The sequence below is a fragment of the Saccharopolyspora antiqui genome (assembly GCF_052246905.1).
GTDB lineage: Bacteria > Actinomycetota > Actinomycetes > Mycobacteriales > Pseudonocardiaceae > Saccharopolyspora.
In genome coordinates, this window is the sequence record NZ_JBQQBO010000038.1 from 21,727 (window position 1) to 42,368 (window position 20,642).

Annotated in this window: 23 protein-coding genes; 12 read left to right on the plus strand and 11 right to left on the minus strand. The window is 66.7% G+C overall.

Annotated elements, in window-relative coordinates; translation table 11 throughout:
* Positions 1-140: 140 nt before the first annotated feature.
* Positions 141-614, plus strand: coding sequence for an Lrp/AsnC family transcriptional regulator (locus ACTWQN_RS35715; protein WP_443208089.1), 474 nt, complete (start codon positions 141-143; stop codon positions 612-614).
* A gap of 51 nt (positions 615-665) precedes the next feature.
* Here ACTWQN_RS35715 and thrS read toward each other — a convergent pair whose 3' ends face one another.
* Both thrS and ACTWQN_RS35725 read right to left on the minus strand, forming a co-directional pair.
* Positions 666-1,880, minus strand: coding sequence for a threonine--tRNA ligase (gene thrS, locus ACTWQN_RS35720; protein WP_443208090.1), 1,215 nt, complete (start codon positions 1,878-1,880; stop codon positions 666-668).
* Between the two features lie 257 nt (positions 1,881-2,137).
* On the minus strand, positions 2,138-2,881 hold the full coding sequence (locus ACTWQN_RS35725; protein ID WP_443208091.1) for a class I SAM-dependent methyltransferase: 744 nt from the start codon (positions 2,879-2,881) through the stop codon (positions 2,138-2,140).
* Positions 2,882-3,089: 208 nt separating this feature from the next.
* On the opposite strand from ACTWQN_RS35725, the gene ACTWQN_RS35730 reads away from it, so the two are divergent.
* The 6 genes from ACTWQN_RS35730 (at position 3,090) to ACTWQN_RS35755 (ending at position 6,814) form a co-directional block, all read left to right on the plus strand.
* Complete coding sequence (locus ACTWQN_RS35730) at positions 3,090-3,980, plus strand: prenyltransferase/squalene oxidase repeat-containing protein (RefSeq protein WP_443208128.1); 891 nt, start codon at positions 3,090-3,092, stop codon at positions 3,978-3,980.
* 445 nt (positions 3,981-4,425) lie between these two features.
* Positions 4,426-5,241: an NPP1 family protein gene (locus ACTWQN_RS35735; protein WP_443208092.1), complete on the plus strand. Its 816-nt coding sequence runs from the start codon at positions 4,426-4,428 to the stop codon at positions 5,239-5,241.
* 187 nt (positions 5,242-5,428) lie between these two features.
* Positions 5,429-5,647, plus strand: a complete 219-nt coding sequence (locus tag ACTWQN_RS35740; protein ID WP_443208093.1) for a hypothetical protein — start codon at positions 5,429-5,431, stop codon at positions 5,645-5,647.
* Positions 5,648-5,743: 96 nt separating this feature from the next.
* Positions 5,744-5,908 carry a P-loop NTPase family protein gene (locus tag ACTWQN_RS35745; protein ID WP_443208094.1) on the plus strand — a complete coding sequence of 55 codons (165 nt, stop codon included), beginning with the start codon at positions 5,744-5,746 and terminating at the stop codon, positions 5,906-5,908.
* Between the two features lie 240 nt (positions 5,909-6,148).
* The gene (locus ACTWQN_RS35750; RefSeq protein WP_443208095.1) at positions 6,149-6,385 is read left to right on the plus strand and encodes a P-loop NTPase family protein; all 237 of its coding nucleotides are present in this window, start codon (positions 6,149-6,151) and stop codon (positions 6,383-6,385) included.
* An 18-nt stretch (positions 6,386-6,403) separates the two neighbouring features.
* Entirely contained in the window at positions 6,404-6,814 is a 411-nt protein-coding gene (locus tag ACTWQN_RS35755; RefSeq protein ID WP_443208096.1) for a hypothetical protein, read from the plus strand.
* 13 nt (positions 6,815-6,827) lie between these two features.
* Here ACTWQN_RS35755 and ACTWQN_RS35760 read toward each other — a convergent pair whose 3' ends face one another.
* From ACTWQN_RS35760 to ACTWQN_RS35770, 3 genes are read right to left on the minus strand one after another with little or no spacing between them, the layout of a single operon-like run.
* Positions 6,828-7,718 carry a TIGR03619 family F420-dependent LLM class oxidoreductase gene (locus ACTWQN_RS35760; protein WP_443208097.1) on the minus strand — a complete coding sequence of 297 codons (891 nt, stop codon included), beginning with the start codon at positions 7,716-7,718 and terminating at the stop codon, positions 6,828-6,830.
* 34 nt (positions 7,719-7,752) lie between these two features.
* Positions 7,753-8,376, minus strand: coding sequence for an NADPH-dependent F420 reductase (locus tag ACTWQN_RS35765; RefSeq protein WP_443208098.1), 624 nt, complete (start codon positions 8,374-8,376; stop codon positions 7,753-7,755).
* 56 nt (positions 8,377-8,432) lie between these two features.
* Positions 8,433-9,167 (minus strand): SDR family NAD(P)-dependent oxidoreductase, encoded by a 735-nt coding sequence (locus ACTWQN_RS35770; protein ID WP_443208099.1) that lies wholly within the window; start codon positions 9,165-9,167, stop codon positions 8,433-8,435.
* 122 nt (positions 9,168-9,289) lie between these two features.
* Between ACTWQN_RS35770 and ACTWQN_RS35775 the strand changes: the two genes are divergently transcribed.
* From ACTWQN_RS35775 to ACTWQN_RS35785, 3 genes are read left to right on the plus strand one after another with little or no spacing between them, the layout of a single operon-like run.
* Complete coding sequence (locus ACTWQN_RS35775) at positions 9,290-9,898, plus strand: TetR/AcrR family transcriptional regulator (RefSeq protein ID WP_443208100.1); 609 nt, start codon at positions 9,290-9,292, stop codon at positions 9,896-9,898.
* A gap of 4 nt (positions 9,899-9,902) precedes the next feature.
* Entirely contained in the window at positions 9,903-10,403 is a 501-nt protein-coding gene (locus tag ACTWQN_RS35780; protein WP_443208101.1) for an aminoglycoside phosphotransferase family protein, read from the plus strand.
* Between the two features lie 57 nt (positions 10,404-10,460).
* A complete protein-coding gene (locus tag ACTWQN_RS35785; RefSeq protein ID WP_443208129.1) occupies positions 10,461-10,649 on the plus strand; it encodes a CHC2 zinc finger domain-containing protein in 189 nt (62 codons plus the stop codon).
* Between the two features lie 124 nt (positions 10,650-10,773).
* Here the strand turns inward: ACTWQN_RS35785 and ACTWQN_RS35790 are convergent, their stop codons facing one another.
* Genes ACTWQN_RS35790 through ACTWQN_RS35800 form a run of 3 tightly spaced genes read right to left on the minus strand, consistent with a single transcriptional unit; the run spans position 10,774 to position 14,926 of the window.
* Positions 10,774-11,307, minus strand: coding sequence for a DUF6262 family protein (locus tag ACTWQN_RS35790; RefSeq protein WP_443208102.1), 534 nt, complete (start codon positions 11,305-11,307; stop codon positions 10,774-10,776).
* A complete protein-coding gene (locus tag ACTWQN_RS35795; RefSeq protein WP_443208103.1) occupies positions 11,304-13,775 on the minus strand; it encodes a tyrosine-type recombinase/integrase in 2,472 nt (823 codons plus the stop codon). The genes ACTWQN_RS35790 and ACTWQN_RS35795 overlap by 4 nt, the downstream gene beginning before the upstream one ends.
* A complete protein-coding gene (locus tag ACTWQN_RS35800; RefSeq protein ID WP_443208104.1) occupies positions 13,775-14,926 on the minus strand; it encodes a tyrosine-type recombinase/integrase in 1,152 nt (383 codons plus the stop codon). Before ACTWQN_RS35800 ends, ACTWQN_RS35795 begins: the two co-directional genes overlap by 1 nt.
* Positions 14,927-15,110: 184 nt before the next feature.
* Here ACTWQN_RS35800 and ACTWQN_RS35805 point away from each other — a divergent pair, with 184 nt between their 5' ends.
* On the plus strand, positions 15,111-15,245 hold the full coding sequence (locus tag ACTWQN_RS35805) for a P-loop NTPase family protein (protein WP_443208105.1): 135 nt from the start codon (positions 15,111-15,113) through the stop codon (positions 15,243-15,245).
* A 259-nt stretch (positions 15,246-15,504) separates the two neighbouring features.
* Here ACTWQN_RS35805 and ACTWQN_RS35810 read toward each other — a convergent pair whose 3' ends face one another.
* Entirely contained in the window at positions 15,505-17,460 is a 1,956-nt protein-coding gene (locus ACTWQN_RS35810) for a transglycosylase domain-containing protein (protein WP_443208106.1), read from the minus strand.
* Between the two features lie 487 nt (positions 17,461-17,947).
* Here ACTWQN_RS35810 and ACTWQN_RS35815 point away from each other — a divergent pair, with 487 nt between their 5' ends.
* On the plus strand, positions 17,948-18,994 hold the full coding sequence (locus ACTWQN_RS35815; protein ID WP_443208107.1) for an aldo/keto reductase: 1,047 nt from the start codon (positions 17,948-17,950) through the stop codon (positions 18,992-18,994).
* 125 nt (positions 18,995-19,119) lie between these two features.
* Here the strand turns inward: ACTWQN_RS35815 and ACTWQN_RS35820 are convergent, their stop codons facing one another.
* Positions 19,120-19,479, minus strand: coding sequence for a nitroreductase/quinone reductase family protein (locus tag ACTWQN_RS35820; protein WP_443208108.1), 360 nt, complete (start codon positions 19,477-19,479; stop codon positions 19,120-19,122).
* Positions 19,480-19,504: 25 nt separating this feature from the next.
* Positions 19,505-20,395 carry an aldo/keto reductase gene (locus ACTWQN_RS35825; RefSeq protein WP_443208109.1) on the minus strand — a complete coding sequence of 297 codons (891 nt, stop codon included), beginning with the start codon at positions 20,393-20,395 and terminating at the stop codon, positions 19,505-19,507.
* Positions 20,396-20,642: the final 247 nt, after the last annotated feature.

A 20,642-nucleotide genomic window follows, 5' to 3' on the forward strand; every position in this document is an offset into this window, starting at 1 on the left:
GGAGCTGGACTGGACACCGAACGATCTGGAGATCGCCTGGTGCCCAAATGACCGAGATCTGAACTCGATGCTATTCATACGAACTGGATTCATGGATTCACGCCGAACATATGATCGGAACTTGGTGATAATTTCGGGTCATGGATGAACTTGATTCGGCGATCCTGGCCGAGCTCCAGAGCGATGCGCGGCAGACCAACCGCGAACTCGCCCGCCGACTCGGTGTCGCCCCCTCAACGGCGCTGGAGCGCGTCCGGTCCCTCGAACGGCGCAACGTGATTCGCGGCTACCACGGAGAAGTCTCGCTGGCTGCGCTGAACCGAAGCGTGCAAGCGCTGATCTCGGTGCAGGTGCGGCCCCTGCACCGGCAGGTGATCGATTCCTTCCAGGACTTCGTGGCCGCCCTGCCCGAGGTGCTGTCGGTCTTCGTGCTGGCCGGAAGCGATGACTTCCTGCTCCAGGTGGCGGTGCAGGACCTCGACCGACTTCACGCCTTCCTCGTCGACCGGCTCAGCAAGCGCAAGGAAGTCACCGGCTTCAAGACCTCGGTCATCTACCGCCACACACGTTCCACAGCCATCTCGCCTCTGGAGCCGGTCAGTGCTCGTGAGTGAGGAATCCTGGTTCGCACCGGAACAACCACTCACGAGCCCAAACCGTCGCGCCTATTCCCACAGATCGGTGCGGTGCGCGTCGACCAGTGCGGCGATGCGCGCCACGACTTCCGCCGCCGACTGGGCGGCCAACCGGCGACCATCGCGCAGGCGCAGCGAAACCTGGTCGTTGACAACCTCTTTCGCACCGATCACCGCCTGGTACGGGACGAGCCGGGCTGCCCTGATGCGGGCGCCCAGGCTGCCGTCCTCCGGCCCGGCGAGCTCCGCCCGCAGCCCCAGTTCGGCGCACCGCCGCACCAGGTCAGCGGCGTGCGGCAGTTCCGCGTCGGAGATCGGCAGCACCACCAGCTGGGTCGGCGCGAGCCAGGCCGGAAAGGCGCCGCCGTGCAACTCGATGAGGTGCGCCACCGCCCTTTCCACGCTGCCGATGATGCTGCGGTGGACCATGACCGGCCGGTGCTTGGCGCCGTCCGCGCCGATGTAGTGCAGCCCGAACTGCTCCGGCTGGTGGAAGTCGACCTGCACGGTGGACAGGGTCGCCTCGCGACCGGCGCTGTCCGCGATCTGCACGTCGATCTTCGGCCCGTAGAACGCCGCCTCGCCCTCGACCGCCTCGTACGCCAGTCCCGAACGCTCCAGGACTTCGGTCAGCAACGCCGCGGCCCGCTGCCACATCTCTGGCGCGGCAACGTACTTCCCGCCCGCACCGGCCAGGGAAAGCCGGTAGCGGACCGGCCGGATGCCCATCGCGGCGTACGCCTGGCGGATCATCTCCAGCGCCGCCTGGGCCTCGTCGGCGACCTGCTCCAGGGTGCAGAAGATGTGCGCGTCGTTGAGGTGGATGGCGCGGACTCTGGTCAAACCGCCCAGCACACCGGAGAGTTCCGATCGGTACATGTCGCCCAGCTCGGCCATCCGCAGCGGCAGTTCGCGGTAGCTGTGCGACCTGGACCGGTAGATCAGCGCGTGGTGCGGGCACAGGCTCGGTCGCAGCACGAACTGCTCACCGCCGAGATCCATCGGCGGGAACATGTCGTCGCTGTAGTGCGACCAGTGCCCGGAGATCTCGTACAGTTCCCGCTTGCCCAGCACCGGTGAGCACACGTGCCGGTAACCGGCCCGGCGCTCGGCGCCCCGGATGTACTCCTCCAGGGTGTGCCGCACGACGGCACCGTCGGGCAACCAGTACGGCAGGCCAGCGCCGATCAACGGGTCGGTGTCGAACAGGCCCAGCTCGCGGCCGAGCTTGCGGTGATCATGCATCGGGTCTCCTCGCGGATGTTGAGGCGAGTGACCACACGACGAAACCCCGGGCACTCGCCCGGGGCTTCCAAGACAACGATCAGCGCGCCGGGACATCCTCCGGCGTCGTAGTCAGACCAGCACGCTGCACACCAGGAACGCTACCAGCTCCGCCAAAACCACCGCCGCACCATTTCGCCCCGATCCGGCGAGGGGTGAAGGGCACCTTTCGCCAAGTTACTTGGTAGAAGGTGCCCTTCACCCCGTTTCCGGTGCTGTTAGCGGCTTCGTGGGATGCGGTAGACGGAGATGTGGGAGCTTGATTCGGCGGTGAATTCGGCTCCGGTCCAGTCCGCGTGCCTGGTCTCCATTTCGAACCCGGCCAGCTGGGCCATGAGGTCGAGTTCTGCTGGCCAGATGTAGCGGTGCGGACTGCGGTCCAGCCGGGCCTGCCTGCTCTCGTCGAACGTGAAGTGGTGTGACACGAGGTGCTGGCGCAGGACGTCGTAAGTGTCCAAACCGATGTAACCGGGCTCGGCACGGAAGACCAAGGCGTCCTGCCCCGGTGGGAGCCTGCGCAGCTCGGGCACCCCAAGTTCGATCACGAACCGGCCACCGGGGATCAGATGGCGGGCGGCGTTGCGGAAGCAGGCGACCTGCTCAGCTTGGGTGAGCAGGTTCGAGATCGTGTTGTAGACCAGGTAGACGAGCGAGTAGCTGCCCGGCGCGGTTGCGGTCGCCATATCCCCGATGACCACGGGGATCGTCGTTTCATCTGCCTTCGTCCGCAGCTGATCGATCATCGGACGGGACAGCTCGATGCCGGTGACGGGCACTCCTCGCTCGGCGAGCGGGATGGCCACGCGGCCGGTGCCGATGGCGAACTCAAGCGCCTGTCCGTCACCGGCCAGTTCCGCGAGGCGGTCCACTGTCTGCCCCAAGATCTCGGGCGCGAACATGCCGCTACCTGGTGTGTCATAGCGCTGGGCCGCATCGGCGTCCCAGATCTCATCCTGCCGCATGCCGCGACAATCGTCGTGGGTGTCGATTTTGTCCACCGATTTTGGCGGCTCAACGGGCGAACGGACTGAGGTCCGATCCCGTCGCGCGGACATGACAGCGGATATCCGCGCCATCGAGGAGTGTGCGCGGATTCCGGCGCATCGTGTCGCGCACGCCGATGTCCGAACTGTTCAAGACAGGGCTGTGGCGCCCGCTCATGATGGGCACATGCACGTCGACCTTTCCATGGCTTCAGCTTTCATGGCCACACACGCCCGGCTCCTCGATCGCCGCCGCTACCAGCACCTGCTCGGCGAGGCCGATCCCAGAGCGACCCTCGCCGCCCTTGAGGCGTACTGCAACCCCGACGGCGGTTTCGGCTGGGGCCTCGAACCCGACCTGCGGTCCGCGGAGAGCCAAACCGGACCGGCGCTGCACGCGTTCGAGGTGTTCGCGGACATCGCCCCGGTCAGGAGCCCACAAGCCGTCGAGCTCTGTGACTGGCTGGCATCGGTGACCTTGCCCGACGGCGGGCTGCCATTCGCGCTGCCTGTCACCAACCCCGCAGGCTGCGCACCCTTCTGGGCGGACGCCGACCCGAACGTATCGTCGCTGCAGATCTCCGCGATCGTCACGGCGAACGCCCACCACGTCGCCGCCCACGATCCGGACGTGGCCTCCCACCCGTGGCTCGCCCGCGCCACCGAGTACTGCCTGTCCGCGATCCGCGAGCTCGAAGGCCAACCGCACGCTCTCGTGCTCGCCTTCGCCGTGGGGTTCCTCGACGCCGCATACGACACCCATCCTGAGGCGCCCAAGCTGCTGGACCGGCTCCGCGACCACCTCCCCGAGAACGGGCTCTTGCACGTCGAAGGCGGCGCCGAGGACGAAATGATGCGTCCGCTGAATTTCGCGCCCTTGCCCGACCGCCCGGCGCGAAACCTGTTCGCGCCAGACGTGATCGCTGCCGATCTACGCCGTCTCGCAGACCAGCAGCAGCGCGACGGGGGCTGGCCGGTCGACTTCACCAGCCACTCCGCCGCGGCCACGTTGGAATGGCGCGGATACGCCACCGTCGGCGCCATATCGATCCTCAAGCGCAACGGCATGCTCGGATGAAGGGACGGTCGTCGACCCGACGTCGATGACCGCGTTGAAGGTGCGCTCGGTCGTTTCGAAGAGCGCGGGGCGTGAATGCGCCGGATGTGGCCGGAATTCGAAGACCGCATTGCCGAACACCTCGCCCGCGAAAGCGGCGGTTCCGCAGGCGGCGATGAAGAAGTACCGGCGCAGAGATCCGTGCGCTGCGGGGGCGCAAGAACCTGACCCCCGGGGGAATTCTTACCGAGCACGGATCACAGGATGCGCGACAGAGGCGATCTGCCAGGCCTTTTCTCCCGCGAATCGCGGTGCTGAGCGCGTGATCAATCGGCCGAAAGGTCGGGATGACGTTTCGGGAATCGGCCCTTCGGGCAATGGGACTCGGACTTTTAGATGATGTTGGGAACGATGCTGGTGCATAGCGTCGTCGCCGTCATGCAGTCGACGACGCAAGGAGCACAGCATGTCCCGCAGTTGGGACGGAAACCGGGGCCGCCGAGCTGGCAGGCACGGCCGCCCCGGAAAGCCGTCGTTCGTCATCGGCTCCCTGATCGGTGCCGCCCTGCTGGTCCTCGGAATGCCTCCGGCCGCCGCCTTCGCGGACCCTCCCAAAGCACTGCCTTCCAGCGCTTCCGAGCCCGACGCCAAATGGCAACCGGCTTTCGACTACGACGGGGACGGTTGCTATCCCACTCCCGCCATCGGATCAGACGGGACGGTGGCCCCGGGTTTGGACCTCGCTGGCGATGTGAACGGGAACTGCCGCGATGCGTCCGATCTCGACAACACCAACTCGTACGCACGTGGTAAGTGCAACAACGGCTGGTGCGCGTACATGTACGACCTGTACTTCGAAAAGGACCAGGTCGTCCACGGCAGCGGCGCGTTCGGCGGGCACCGGCACGACATCGAGCACGTCATCGTGTGGGTGCACAACGATGAAGCCAAGTACGTGTCGGCGTCAGCGCACGGCGATTACGACACCAAACCCGCCTCGGAGGTCGCCTGGGAGGGAAGCCACGCCAAGATCGTCTACCACAAGGACGAGCCCGGCACGCACGCCTTCCGCTTCGCGAGCGGGGACGAGCAGCCGGAGAACCACAAGGGGGCCTGGCAGTACCCGACGCTGGTCAGCTGGGACAGCTTCCCCTCCGGCATCCGCGACAAGCTGACGTCGGCCGACTTCGGCAAGGCCAGCCTGGGAATCAAGGACGGAAGTTTCGAGGGCAACCTCGAAAACGCCAAGCCGCAGGACATCCCGTTCGACCCCAGGGGTTGATTCCGACGTCTGACCGATCGACGCCACACCGGGTGTGCCACTCCCAGCCGGGAGGGACACCCGGTGCGGCGTTTCCGGAGGTCCGAGCCAGCAGCGAGGGCCCGGCGCGTACTTCGACCGATGAGGTAGGTCGGCGAACGCCGAGCATCACTCGCCGGGAACGTCGCGAAATGCGTAGATTGATCGCATGGGCGATCTCGTGGCACCGCTCGTGGTCTTGGCCATCTTCGGGGTGGTCTTGATCGGTTTGCCATTGCTCGCGTTCCGCGCTCGGCGGCGACGCGGCGGTGGCGTCTTGGGACCGTTCGAGGAGATCTGGCATCCGGCTGCGCACCGAGCGCGCATCGAAACCGAAGTGCAAGAGCAGCGTCTCGCGCCCCCGATGCCATCACCTGATGATCTGTGATCCCGAACGGCGACCACGCTCAAGATTTCCCGATCCATTGACGATCTCCAGGTGCGCGGGTTGTTGACGCGGTTGACGGACCGATGAGGTGCGCCTGTGAACGGTGAAGGGAATTCGGCGTCTGCGGCGATGGTGCCGGTGGGAACCGAGGGCACGCGGCTGGTCGTGCTCCGCGGCCCCTCGGGATCGGGCAAGTCGTCGACGGCTCGGCGGCTGCGCGATCATCTCGGCCGCAGCGTCGCCCTCATCGAGCAGGACTAAGAGCTCGCGCGGATTGGGTGTAGCCGGGGGTGGCCGTCAGGCAAGCGGCGTGAGCCGCTTCCTCCCACGTTCGCAACTCGCACCGCCGCGGGTTCTCAGAGGTCTTCTCGCGAGGACAGCCCCGACGTGGTGTATCGGACATACATGAGTCGGGGATCCCGGAGACGAGAAGGCCTCTGAGGTTCCGCTACCCGCACCGCCACGCAAACCAATCCGCGCACTCTCTAATTTCGTCGAATCGTGCTCAAGGAACACGACAGGCCTCGCGGGGCCAACATCGATCTGATCTCCCAGGTGACGAGATTCGCGCTCGACCGCGGGTGGAACGTGATCCTGGAAGGCATCATGCACGCCGAGCGGTACGCCGACATGCTCGACCGATTGCGCCACGATCACCTCGGCAACACCGAGTTCTACTTCTTCGACGTGGGCTTGGACGAGACCATCCTTCTCTGGGGCAACGAGGCAGTTGCGTGACCGGGTGCCGGTTACTTTGTGCAGCTCGCCGCTGAGCGTAGCAAAGTCTTTCCAGCACAACAGGTGTGGCACTGGGCGTTCGATTCGAGCGGTTGCCGGTGGGGAAACGGCCACGACTTCGAGAATGACGGCGAACTCGACTTCGAGTCGTTCCAGCGCTACGTGGAGCTGCGGACCTCGTGGGGCGCGGCCAGCAAGCGCAACATCCAGTTGCCGCTGCTGCTGGCCATCGCGAACGTGCTGCAAGATCGGCTCGACCATGCCGGCATCGCCGTCTACGACGTGCAGATACTGCTCGCCCGGTATGTGGAACGCGACGGGATGTTCGTCGACGTCCTGTCCGGAACTTCGCTGCTCGACTACGAAAGCCACCTGCGTGCGGTGTGGAGTCGTTGCCCTCGGTTCGGCAAGCCGGCTGAGTCTCGATGATCGACGAGCCTGGTCACAACCGGCCGGTGCGCTCGATCAGCCGGCCGGCGAAGTCGAGCGTCTGGTCGAGGCTGGGGAACACCGCGAAGGCGTCGACGAACGCTTCGTCCACACCGGACTCCGCGTAGCGCTTGAGGTTGTCGGCAAGCGTGTCGATGGACAGGTCCGGTTCCAGGTTGATTCGGGTGGCCGTCTTCAGCGCGTCGGGATCGCGGCCCGCATCCTGTGCGGCACTGCGGGCGATCGACCACAAGTGGTCGGCGACCTCGTCGGGCAGCCCTTCGAACCCGAGCCAACCGGTGGCGCTGCGGCCGACGCGGCGCATCGCGGCCTCGCTGGCACCGCCGATCCAGATGGGCGGTCCGCCCGGCTGGACCGGGCGCAGGTCGGCGTGGACCGGCGGCAGGGAGAAGAACTCGCTGTCCCAGGAGACCGGGGTGGTCGTCCACCATGCTTGCAGGAACGCCAGCAGGTCATCGAGCATCCTGCCGCGCCGGTGCCAGTCCCCACTGCGGGAGATGTCGTGCTCTTCCTTCATCCACCCCAGTCCCACGCCGACGTCGAGGCGGCCGTCGCTGAGCACGTCGAGCGTGGTCAGCAGGCGGGCCAGGTGCGGCGGCTCGTAGTAGAAGGTGCTGAGAGTGCTGGCGTTCAGCCGCACACGGCTGGTCGCGGTCGCGGCGACGGTCCACAGCAGAATCGGATCGAGGTAACGGGTCATCTGCGGCGGGTACGGCTGCTCCTTGCCCGGATAGATGCTTTCCATCTGGACCGGCGTGACCAGGCGATCGCCGACCCAGAGCGTGTCGTAACCGAGGTCTTCGAGTCCTCGGCAGAACTCGCTCAGGCCGGCGGCGCTGCTGATCGCGGGACCGACGATGGGAAGTGCGAAGCCAAGCTTCATCGCGAGAATCCTCTCCTTTCGGTGGTGCTGCGGCTCAGCCGGAAAGTTCCGTGACGCCGAGGGCAAAGTCCCAGTTCCCCACGCCGTGGCGAGCGAGGCCCATCGTGACCACGCCCGCTCCTTCCAGCCAGTGCGCCATTTTCAGGTCGCCGACGTCCAGCGGGCGCAGCCCGAGGCTCTCGATGAACGCCTCCACGCCCGCCTTGGCTCGCGCATCGTCGCCGGCGATGAAGACGACGGGCCTGCCCTTCTCCAGGACGTGACGGAAGACGGTGTTGAAGGCCTTCACCACGCTGGCGCCGGCCGGGGCCACCTTGGCGACTTCCCGCGCGATCGAGGTCTCCTCGCGGTGAGCCAACCCGTCGGCCGTGGAATTGAATGGGTTGCTGATGTCGACGATGACCTTGCCCGCGAGGGCGTCTTCGTACTCGGCGACGACCGGAACGACGCTGGCGTACAACAGGGCCACGATGACGATGTCCCCGGCGGGGACGGCGCCCCACTCTCCCGCCGTGGCGCTGCCGCCGAGCGCCTTGGCCAGGTCGGCGGCTTTGGACTGATCGCGGCCCATGACCTCGACGGTGTTGCCGCCCGCTACCGCCAGCGCGCCGATGGTGCGGGCCATGTTTCCGGTGCCGATGATGCTGATGCTGCTCATGAGGTATCCCGTCGTTGACTGACGATCGAAAAGGTTGACTGCGCTGGCTTTCCCGCTCAGATCGCCGCGGTGCCGCCGTCGACAGCCAGCTCCATCCCGTTCACATAGCTGGAGTCGTCCGAGGCGAGGAACAACGCGACCGTCGCGATCTCCTCGGGGCGGCCCATCTCTCCCCGCGGGATCAGGGATTCGAACTGCTGCTTCGTCGCCTCGTCGAACAGCTCCTCCTGTTTGGGCGTGGCGACCTGGCCGGGGGTCAGCACGTTCACCCGGATCCGCCTGTCCTTCAACTCGGACAGCCACACGCGGGCGTAGGCCTGCTGCACGGCCTTGCTCGCCGCATACACGCTCCACTCCGGATAGCCCTTGAGCGAGGCGTTCGACCCGGTCATGAAGATCGAGCCGCCGTCGTTGAACAGTGGCAGTGCTTTCTGCACCGTGAACAGCGTGCCGCGCGCGTTGAGCCCGAAGGCGGCATCGAAGTGCTCCTCGGTGATCTCGCCGAGCCTGCGCTGCTCGCCCATCCCGGCACTGGCCCACAGCACGTCGATCGCGCCCTTTTCCTGCTTGACCGTGTCGAACAAGCGGTCCAGATCGTCCAGGTCGGCCGCATCGCCCAGCACGCCGGTCACGTTCCGGCCGATCTGCTCGACGGCGTCATCCAGCGTTTCCTTCCGCCGGCCCGTGATGAAGACGTGCGCTCCTTCTTCGACGAACAGCTTGGCGCCGGCCAGCGCCATACCGCTTGATCCGCCCGTGATCACCGCGACCTTGCCACCGAGCTTTCCCACGATCACTCCAATTGAATTGACGAGGTGTTATGTACACCGATCTGTGTGCCTAACGTATCGGACGGTCGGCCGGAGCGCAAGCTATGTACACCGGGCGTTACCCAACGAGCTATACTGGGGGTATGACGGAGTTGGAGAAGGGTCCCCAAGGCCGGCGCCGCGGCAGGGGCGCGCGCGAGCGCATCCTCAGCGCGTCACTACAGCTGTTCCGCGAGCAGGGCATCAACCACACCGGCATGGACCAGCTCTGCGCGGTGGCCCAGGTGTCCAAGCGCACGGCCTACCAACACTTCGCCGGCAAGGACGAACTCGTCGCGGAATACCTGCGCCGATTCGATCCCGACGTCATGCCCGGCGTGTTCGACCGCACCGACCTCACACCCCGCGAACGACTCCTCGCGGCCTTCGAGGCGCCCACGACCGCGACACAGGGGACCGAGGACGTCACGCCCCTGTGTCCCTACATCGCGGCGTCCGTCGAAATCCGCGACCCGCAACACCCGGCACGCCAACGGGCACACGACTACAAGAAAGCTGTTGCTGCCCGGCTCGCCGACACCGCCCGCGAAGCAGGCGCCACCGACCCCGAACAACTCGGCGAACAACTGGCGCTGCTGCTCGATGGCGCCTCGGCCCGCAACCGGGCCCTCAACGCCGAAACCTTCCCCACCGCCGCCGCCATCGCCGCCGTCCTCATCGACAGCGCCATTCCCGCGACGGCCCAGCGATGACTGGATGATCGACGTACCCGACGCGTCGGTCGCGACACACCAGGACGCGATCGTGCGGGCCTGGATCGCGGACCTGCCGAGTCTGGTCGCGGAGTTCCTTGATCGCTGGGAGTTGCGGCCGGACGGCCCCACCCGCCACGGCGTTGCCTCGCTCGTGCTGCTGGTGGTCCGGGCCGACGGTGTGCCGGCGGCGCTGAAGTTCCAGCCGGTCAACGACGAGAACGTCGGCGAACCGGTCGGGCTGCGGGTATGGCGCGGTGACGGTGCGGTGCGGCTGCTCGATCACGACCCGGACACCGGCACCATGCTGTTGGAACGGCTGGACGCCGACCGTCCACTGTCGTCGATGGCCGACGCATCGCCCACGAGGTCGACCACCTCCACAGCACGCTCTACACTGACCAGATGCGGATCGGCGTCGAGCCTATCCCGGTCGAGCAGTACCGCGGCACCGGCAGCACCTGGAAGTACTGACCGGTCCGGAAATGTCGGGCCATGCCGCTAGGTTGCAGCCCATGGCCGTGACTGCGCTGTCTACCCGGGTCCGCCTGGGCCGCGTGGGATTGTCGAGGTCGTTGCCCAGTACACGACGCTGCGGCAGCTCGGCGAGACCCAGTTGCAGGGTGCCTGCCCCTTCTGTGGCTCAACCGCATTTCGCGTTCGGCCGATCCACGACACCTTCCACTGCTACCGGTGTGGAGAAGGCGGCGATGTCACCATGTTCACCGCCAAGATCGAGCATTACCGATAGCCGCCGACCGAACAGCCAACTTGGCTGGAGCAACGCCAGAACAGCGGTGTCGCCCAAGAAGCAGCTCGCCAACGTCGGGCAGGTTCTGACGGCTGTCGCGGTCGTCAGCCTGGCTCTATCCGTGTCAGCGTGGTGACGCACGCGCGTGGTTCAGTGATCGAGTGAGCTCGCGGTTGGCCGCGCGTGCTGCCTCCAGTTCGGCGGTCCGCTCGTCGAGCGCGGCGGTCAGCTCGATGTTGGCTTGCTCGAGGCGGGTGAGCTTGCGTTGAAGTTCGTCGGTGTCGGTTGCTGACCCGACACCGGTTTCTCGCCATACCTCGTTACCGAGGGTCTCCGCGAGCCGGGCTTCCAATTGCCGCACTCTGCTGGTGAGGCGGTTGTTGCGTTCCTGGGCGTTCGCCAGGTCGGCCTGCAGGGACGCCCGCGTCACTGGTGATGTTCCGCCTTGTCCATCGGATGGCACGAGCTCCGCTGCGTGGACCTGGGCGAGGAGGTCTTTGTGGCGGTAGAGGAAGCTGCGGTCGACGCCGGCTCTGCGCGCGATGGCCGATACGCTGATCGGTTCACCGCTGCGGGTGGCGTCTGAGATGGCCTGGACAACACGTTGGCGACGGCGGGCCGAGTCGGCCCGCCGCCCGTCGATTATGGAAGAGTTCACTCGCTCCGCCTGCTGTCGGTGTCCGGTTGGGGCTGTCGGATCGTCGGCATGCCGAGCAGGGTGTTCCGTCCTTTGCGGACGATCGCTACGGCGTGCTGGATCTGGGCCTGCTCCTCGGTGGTTAGGTCGTCGAGGTCTGCTTTGACGCGGTCGATGAGCCGTTTCACCCGCGAGATTTCCTGATCGGAGGGCGTGGCTTCGGTCTTGGCCCACTCGTCGGCATCGAAGGTGCTGAGCAGCCGCTCGCGGCTCCGGCGAAGATCGGCCAGGTATGCCTCTAGGTCTGGCAGGTAGGAGACGTCGGTGCGGAAGAATCCGCAGCCCACGCATCGGAAGCGGACCGGACACGATGTCCCGCCGGCTGCGACGTTGCTCGGCTCGGTGCAGAGCCCGTAGGGCACGGAGATTTCGCCGACCCCGCGGCGGATGTGTTCCGAGTCCAGCAGGTCCTGTACTTTTCGCCAGATTCGGTTGCCGTGCCGGTCAAACTGCATCGCGGTGACCCGGTCGACCGCGTCTCGGCGACGCTCGTCGCGCACTCGGTAGTAGGCCTGAGTCGTGGTCAATTGGCGATGGTCCATCAGCTGGCGCAGGACATCCGGATCAACGCCCGCATCGGCGTGCCGCTGGGCGTAGGTGTGCCGGTAGGCGTAGGGGAAGATCTTGGCCTTGTCGAACGGCAGTTGTTTTGTAACCGTGGCGCCGTCGATCTCCAGTGTGGCGGGAACGAGGAAGTCAGGAAGCGCGTCGATCCAGGCGCGGTGTTGCTGGACGCTCGCGATCGACTTTCGTCCGCCGGGGTTGCCTGCCGGTGCCGGAAGCAGCTTCAGCTCACTGGTTGGGGTGTCGGGGAAACGGGCACGGATACGCTCCTGCTGCCTGGTGATCACTCCGGCAGTGGCCTGTCCGATGGGCAGTCGTCGACCGAGCCGGTAGTTCTTGTGGTTGTCGTAGAGCAGTACGTGCGAACCGTCCGGGTCCTGGGTCAGGCAGTCGAAGGGCAACCTGCAGATCTCGTCAGGCCGCCGCCCTGTGTCGATCATGAGTTCGACGGCGACGCGGATCTCGCGCGAGCTCATGGACTCCAGCAGGTCCAGGTTGTCGCACAACGTCGTCATCACGTCGTCCGGCAGGTCCCGCCCGGCTTCGGTGTCCTCGGGCTCGTCGGGAAGGTCTTCCTTGTCCAGGGCGAAGTCCGGCGGCAGTCCTTCCAGGGGCTGCCCGCTCTTGGTGAGGCCCAGCGTCCGGCACCGCTGCAGGACCTTTCTCACGCTGCGGCAGATCCTGACATGGCGGTACGAGCTGATCTTGCCGTCAGCGACCAGGAACGCGAGTCGATTGCAGAAGGCGAGGATGTCGTTCCGGCCGAGGGCGCTGAGCACGTTCCCGCGGTCCGCTCGCTGCAGCCGCAGGCTTTCCAGCAGCAGCACCATGGCGTTGATCTGGCCCTGCGTCGTGGTCCGGGAGCCCTTGCCGCGGCGACGTGGGAGATCGTCGTAGGCCCAGATCTTCAGGGCTTCTTTGAAGGCCGGCTGCTGGATCTTCTCGAAGTGCAGTTGCCCGGGGCGGCCGAACACGGTCAAGTCCCACGTGTCCTTGCGCCGCTCGGTTTCCGGTGTGGCCGCCCGCCGGCGCAAGCACGTCCTGAACACCTGGGCGAGGGTGTAGGTATGGGACCCCACCGCGTCCGGGTCGACCTCGTCCACCGAGCGCAACCCACGCGCGCGGAGATGGTCGACCAGGGGACGCAGCAGCTCAGCCGACGTCTTGACGCCCTGAGCCGTACGCTCCTGGAGCGCGTAGAGCACCTCAGCGACCGCGTACTCGCTCAGGCCCCGCAGGCTCACCTCCCCGCTCACGGCAATCGCCGGTTCGGTCTGGCGCCAGACCGTCTCGTCCGGCGCGTCGGTTGTTCCGCGGGTCCGTGTGCGCCACCGCATCCCGTGGGCATGGCAGTAGAGCACGATCGGCCCGGTGCGTGCGCGGTAACAGGCGGCCACCGCGCAGAATCCGTATCCCCGGAGCGGGCAGACACGCGGGTCGGCCAGGAAAGCGTCCAGGGACAGCTTCATCGTGGCCCGCTGATTGCGGTGGGTCATACACAGACCCGACTTCTTCGAGGTCCAGGGCCGCGGGCAGTCGGCCACCAGGCAGGCGCTGATGCCGATGTTGCGCTGCCATCGTGGGGTCTGCTGCAGGAACGAGTCGAAGTCCCCGTCGGCGCCGTGCTCTCGCCAGTAACGGCGGCACACGGTGCACAGGCCACTGCTGTGGGTGGCCCGCTTGCCACATTGGACAACCTTGCAGAGCGGCGAACCCAGCACCACGTGGTCAGCGGGGAAGAACGCGACCTTCAGGTTCCAGTCCCACCGCAGCAACGCCAGGAAATCGGGGTCCAGCGCCTCGGCGAGCTCCGTGACCCTCGAATCCCTGGTCTCGTCCCCGGATGTCAGTACTGCGACGCCCATCAACGGGTGCCGTCCTCGAGCAGTTCCCGCGGCGAGGGCACCCGAGTGACCGCGTCCCGTAGCCGGTCTCGTGACGGGTGCAGGTACGGCAGGACCGAGTTCGGGTTGCGCTGGCCAAGCAGTGCCTGCAGTTCGTCCAGCGAAGCGCCGGCGTCGACGGCATTGCCGGCCATGGCGTGTCGCAGCATGTGCGGCGCGACCGCGCGATCCAGACCGGCTCGGCGGGCGAGGTCGGAGAACAGCTCGTTGATCGCACCGGGTGACATCGGCATGCCCAGCGGCTCTCGGTAGAGATTGACCAGCAGGAAGTCGCTGCCGCCCGCTCCCAACCGCGCGTAGCGCTCGTCGAAATACTGGTCGAATGCCTGCACAACCAGGAAATCCACCGGTTGGACCCAGGACAGGCGGGACTTCGACCAGGCCCCGTTCGAGTTCTGCCGACGCACGACGTGCAGGTGAGCGCCGCCCTCCCGGCAGCCCAGCGCCCGCGAGTCCATCAACAGATGGCAGTCCCGCCGAAGAAGCCCCGCGGCCTGACCTCGCCGCAGCCCCACGCGGGACAGCAACAGCACGACGAGGCGGTCGCGCGCGTTACGGCAGGCCTTGAAGAGCGCGACGATCTCCTCGTCGGTGGCCCGATCCACCTGCGTCTCCGGCTCGTGCAGCCGGTGCTGGACTCCGAGGCGAACAGCGAGCTTGGTGTCCTCGCCCCGTGCTGCGATCGGCAAGTCACGCGCGTCGGCGATCTCGTACAACTGCCCCAGCACAGCAGCTGGTGCCTCGGCAATCGAGACCGCGAAGGTCAACAAGCCCCGAACCGCCGTCAGGACCTTGTTGACCTGGCGTTCCTGACGGACCGGCTTCGCGCCCGGACCGAGCACGACGTTCCCCGAGCTCGGCGTGTGTTGCAGCCAGACGATGAACAAGCCGAGATCTCGAGGCGCCTTCGGCCAGTCCCGTCCGGTCCGGTCGCACCACGCGAAGTACAGGGCCACGCCCTCGGCGTAGGCCTTGGTCGTCAGCTCGGCCCTCGACCGGCCGAACCGCAGATGACGCAACCACTGGTCCGCGACCGGCACGACCTGAAGATCACTATCGATCACCGTCCAGTACCGCGCACCGGACGGCACCTTTACCGGAAACGCCCTCAACTTCTCTCCTCACGCTCTGTCGCCACCTGCAACGATCAGCCACAGAACCACACCCCTTGAGAAGCCAGGTCAACGAGTCGACGAGACGTCGACCCGCAACGTCACACAACAGATCTTCTTCCCCCAGAGAACGCTGCGCCGCCACCGAACCCGGCCTCAAGCCAGCGAGTTCGGCGCCGACGAGATGCGCGCGTGGTACCGCCCGGCGGACCGGCTCGGTTTCGCCGACGAGCGCGTCATCGCACAGGCCGCGACGCTGGACGACACCGTGCAGCGCATCCTGCACGAGGCTTTCGGCGAAACGGTCGGCAACTCGTAGGCAGTGGGCAGCGGCGCTCATCGGGTATCGATGTTGGAATGCGCGACTGATCTTTCGCCGGATGGCGGACCGGACGCGGTCGTCGCCTACGTGCGCGGCTGGCGACGCGCGGTGGCTGAGCGGCAGCGCACGGTCGTGACCGAGTGGACGATTGCTGGGTGATTGGTGCTCTTGCCCGGTTGTTCCAGGTGAAAGCGACTCCCATCCGGACACCGATGGGTTGGGACGCTTGCGCGCTCTCGACCACCCGGCACCGAGGTCAGCGTTGGCCGGGGCGTGCTGGGATCATGCCGGTTGGCGCCTGGGTGCTACCTGTCGGTGGTAGTGGTGTGCCCGGATCTTGGTAGCGCCCGATGGGTTTGAAGGCGGTGAACTGCTCGATCGGCTTGTCGGCCAGGTATGCGGTCATGAACTGCCGCCCGATCGCGCTCGGAAACGCATCGCTGAGCATCGAGCCATCCGATCCCAGCACCGGCACCGGTTGGTTCTTGTCGTCACTGGCGCTGATCGACACCGCCATGGCGATCTGCGGCGTGTAGCCCGCCGTCCACACCGTCATGGCCTTGTCCGGGGAGCCGTTGAACTGGGCGATGCCGCGCACCCCCGCGACCGTGTGCTCCCTGCTGCCCCAGGCGGGAGCAGCGGTCCGCTGGCCCGAGAGCATGGCCTCCGTGACGTTCCCGGCGATGTTCTTGCTCACCGCGGGATTTTCGGAGAACGCGCTGTGCGGCTCCGAGTCGAAGCTGAACAGCTCGTTCCCGCTGCTGCTCAACACCTTTTGGACGAAGTGCGCCTCGTGCCGGACACCGTCGGCGGCGAGCGTCGCGTATCCGCTGGCGATATCCGCCGTGCTCACCGGGTAGTCGCCCATCGCGATGCGCGGCTCGACCACGCCGTCCGCGCGCTGCATCGAAGGCTCGCCGTTGACTTCAGGGGCAACACCGGCTCGCAGCGCGGCGTCGCGCACCTTGTCGGGGCCGAACTGCAACGCCATGTTCACGAAAGCCGTCGAGGCGGACCCGGCCATCGCGGTCCGGACGCTGCACTTCGCCATGTCCGGACAGCCCGGGGCGGCGTTGCGGTAGGTGGCTCCCTCGATCACCTGCGGTGAACTGCCGTCGTAGACCTCGCCGATGCCGTGTCCCTGCATCAGTCCGGCGGCGACGACGAACGGAGCGATCGCCGGGCCGGGTGGCTGCGCTGCCTCGGCCCAGTCGAAGCCGCCGATCTGCCGGTCGCCGCTGTGGTAGGCGCGGACGGCACCGGTGTCCGGTTCGACCGCCACCAGCGCGGTCCGGAGATTCTGCGGCTGGTCCCCGGTCACTTCGGCGACCGCGTCCTCCGCGGCGCGTTGCGCGCCGCGATCGATGGTCGTGATGATCGTGCCGCCCAGTTGGTGCAACTGCTGGGTGGTGATACCGGCGTCTTCGAGTTCCTGCAGCACCCGTTCGCGGATGTGGAACAGCGGGCCGGACATCTCCTCACCGCGCCAGGCGAACCGCTCCCGCGTCACCGGCACCTTCATGAGTGCGCGCTGCTGGGCGTCGACCATCTGGTTGTTCAGCATCTGGTCGGCCACGTACGTCCAGCGCCGACTGGCGCCGATCTCGTTCACCCGCGGATCGTTCTCGTTGGGTTTCTGCACCACGCCCGCCAGCAAGGCCGCTTCGGACGCGTCCAGGTCGCGGGGCAACTTGCCGAAATAGGCGTTGGCCGCGGCATGGATCCCCCAGGCCCCGCGACCGTAGTAAGCGGTGTTGAGGTACGCCTTGAGAATCTCGTCCTTGGGATGCTCGTTGGTCATCTTGACCGCAAGCACGATCTCCTTGAACTTCCGGAAGTACGTGTGCTCGTCATTGCCGGTGGCCAGCTTGATGTACTGCTGGGTCAGCGTGGAGCCACCCCCTGGACTGCCGGTGAGCTGGGCGTAGACGGCGCGCAGGATCCCGAAGAAGTCGAATCCGCTGTTGCGGTAGAAGGAGGCGTCCTCGGCGGCGAGGGTGGCCTGCCGCATCGGCTCGGAAACCTCGTTCAGATCGCGGATCATGATCCGGTTCCCGGTCTCCGGAACGATCCTGGTCATCTCGGAGCCGTCGGAGTACTTCAGCACGATCGACTGCTGGGTGCTGTTGGCGACCACCTGCGGATCCGGAACCTGCCAGATCAGGTACCCGGTGGAGAAAGCGCACAGCGCGGCCAAGAGCAGTCCGGACATTGTGGACACTCCGGCCCACAGAACGCGCCGTCGAATCTTGCGTTTACGGACTGCCGGTAGGACGACGGTGGGGGCATCGCGCACAGTATTCACCTTCCGCAGCACAGGTGCCGATTCTCTAGGCGAATGGTTGACCAGTCAGCGGACGTAGCGATTCATGACTGGATCCGAACAAGTTCATTACATTCACCGGCGCACGCGTTGCGTGGCGACAGGCTGTTGGTGCCGATGCCGACTGCGTCGGCTCACATGCGCTTTGTCATGACAGCGACATTAGCCAGGCGTGTTCTGGCGAACATCGACCGATAGGCCAGCGAACATTGGCCGATAGGTCGGCGAAACATCGAACGAAAGGACCATTCGGTCGCGGTGCCGCACATCTCGTCGGGAAATCCGCCAATGCGCTGCGCTGTCGGTGGTTGGCATGCCCTCGGTACGGGGTAGTCGTGCACTACACCGGTTCTCCGGCACGATTGGAGGGACCACCATGGAATACAGGCAGCTAGGACGGTCCGGCCTGTATGTTTCAGCGCTCGCCTTGGGCACCATGACCTTCGGCGGCAAGGACATCTTCGGCACCTTCGGCAGCACCGATGTGGCGGGCGCCAAGCGGCAGATCGGCATGTGCCTCGACGCGGGCGTGAACCTGATCGACACCGCCAACATGTACTCGGCCGGTGCCGCGGAGGAGATCCTCGGCAAGGCCATCGCGGGCGCGCGCGACCAGGTGCTGATCTCCTCCAAGGTCCGCCTGCCGATGGGCGGCGGACCCAACGACGAGGGCCTGTCCCGCCACCACATCCTGGCGCAGGTCGAGGGCAGCCTGCGCCGCCTGGGCACCGACTACCTGGACATCTACCACGTGCACCAGTGGGACGGGCTGACCCCGCTCGACGAGACCCTGGAAACGCTCGACACCCTCGTGCACGCAGGCAAGGTCCGCTACCTGGGCGTCTCGAACTACACCGGCTGGCAGCTGATGAAGGCGCTCGCCGTCGCCGACCTGCACGGTTACCAGCGCTTCGTGAGCAACCAGATCTACTACTCGCTGGAGTCGCGCGACGCCGAGTACGAGCTCGTGCCGCTCTCCCTGGACCAAGGCCTCGGCATCCTGGTGTGGAGCCCGCTGGCTGGCGGGCTGCTCTCCGGCAAGTACCGGCGCGGGCAGCAGGCGGGCGAAGGTCGACGTCTCACCGAATGGAACGAGCCGCCGGTGCGGGACGAGGAAAAGCTCTACGACACCATCGAGGCCGTCGTCGACATCGCCGCCACGCACGACGTCTCGCCCGCGCAGATCTCGCTGGCATACCTGCTGGCCAAGCCCGGCGTGACCGCCGTGATCATCGGCGCGCGCAAGGACGAGCAGTTGGCCGACAACCTCGGCGCGGCCGACGTCCGCCTGACGGCGTCGGACATCGACCGACTCGACGAGCTGAGCGCCCCCGACCTGATCTACCCGCACTGGCACCAGGCCAGCCTGGTGTCCGCGCGCTTCAGCGAACCGGACCTGGCCCTGCACCGACCGGCCAGGTGACCGGGCCGCGAGCACCTCGTCCGGGCCGATCTCGCACCCGGCTTCCGGTGGCGCGGGTACCCGGCGGCGATCTCCACCGCGAGATCGCCGTCCTGTTCGGACTCGACGGCACGCGCTGGCAGTGCCTAGCGAGGAACGAGGCGCAGCGTCGCGGCCTCCGCGTTCTCGTCCAGCAACGCTCGCACGTACGGGCTGCCCTCGTACTTCGCCCCGTAAGCACGGGTTACTTCCGCCAGCGTGGTGGTGTCCCGAACCGGTTCGGCGTGCACCGGGTGGCGGTGTCCCTTGTCGCGGACCTCCGCGTCCGGGCGGGCGACCAGCCGCCGGTACCACCCGCCGTGCGGCCCGTTCATCGAGCGCACGAACAGGTCATCCCCGACGTGCACGACCCAGATCGGGGTTGACCCCGTGGAGCCGTCCGGTCGCTGGAAGCCGATGGTGATCTCCGGGACATCCGCGAGGTGTTCCAACGGATTGCTGATCATCACGATCACCTCTGCATTCGGCATTTCAGGTGGTGAACCTCTTGTGCAGGGCTTCGAGGCCGTCGCGGTTGATCTTCTCCAGACTTCTCGCGGCGATGGTGGCGATGCTCAGGCCCCGCCCGGCAGCGGAGCCGACGGACCGACGAGCACCTCGGGCGAGGCGGGCTGGTACTCGAAGTGGGTGCCGCCCGCGAGCACGCCCGAGCTGCAGGGCCCCGCCGACGACCATGCCCACGCCCTGCTCAACTGCGGTCGGTAGCAGCCGCTGGAGAGCGCGTTCGTGGTCCAGCAGCGTGTAACGACCCGCCAGCAGGAACCCGCCGGGACGCGGCTCGTCCAGGGCCAGGGTCAGTTCGATCGGTTCGACGCGGTTGGTGCCGATGCCCCACGCCTTGATGACGCCTTCATCGGTGAGCTTCCGCAACGCTCGGAAGGCACCGGTGCGCGCGGTGTCGAAGGTCTGCAACCAGGCGTCGCCGTGGAAGTCCTGGGCGACGTCGTGCACCCAGACGAGGTCCAGTCGGTCGACGCCGAGCCGCTTCAGGCTGTCCTCGATCGACCGGTGCGTGCCGTCCGCCGAGTAGTCGTAGACCACCTTGTTGGGGCGACCGTGCTCGAACAGCCCACCTTTCTCGCCGAACTCACGCGCACCGCTTTCCACTTCGTCGAGGACGAGCCGTCCGACCTTCGTGGACAGCACGAACGAGTCCCTGGGCTGCCGGGAAAGCAGCCCGCCGAGCCGGAACTCGGCCAGCCCCGCGCCGTAGAACGGGGCCGTGTCGTAATAGCGAATTCCCTGGTCCCAGGCGGCGTCCAGAGTCGCGCTGGCCTCGTCGTCCGGGACGGCGCGGAACATGTTGCCCAGCGGCGCGGTGCCGAAGCCGAGCCGGGCGGGGAGGAACGAGGCGAGACGCATGGTGGTCTCCTTCCGAGTTCCCCCACGGCAGCCGGACGCCGGGCCGACTCGCACCGGCGACGGTTCTCCGACAACCGGTGTTGCTGGTCGGTCTGTGCGGGACTTCGGCCGCCTGCCGGTAGGGGCGCGTCGTGGCGTGCAGCGATGCCCTATGCGGCGGCTAGGACCGTACTGCGGTTCGCCGGTGATCGCAGATCCGATTCGAGCAGGTCGAAACGACCGGGAAGCGGGGTGGCGTATCCGATGA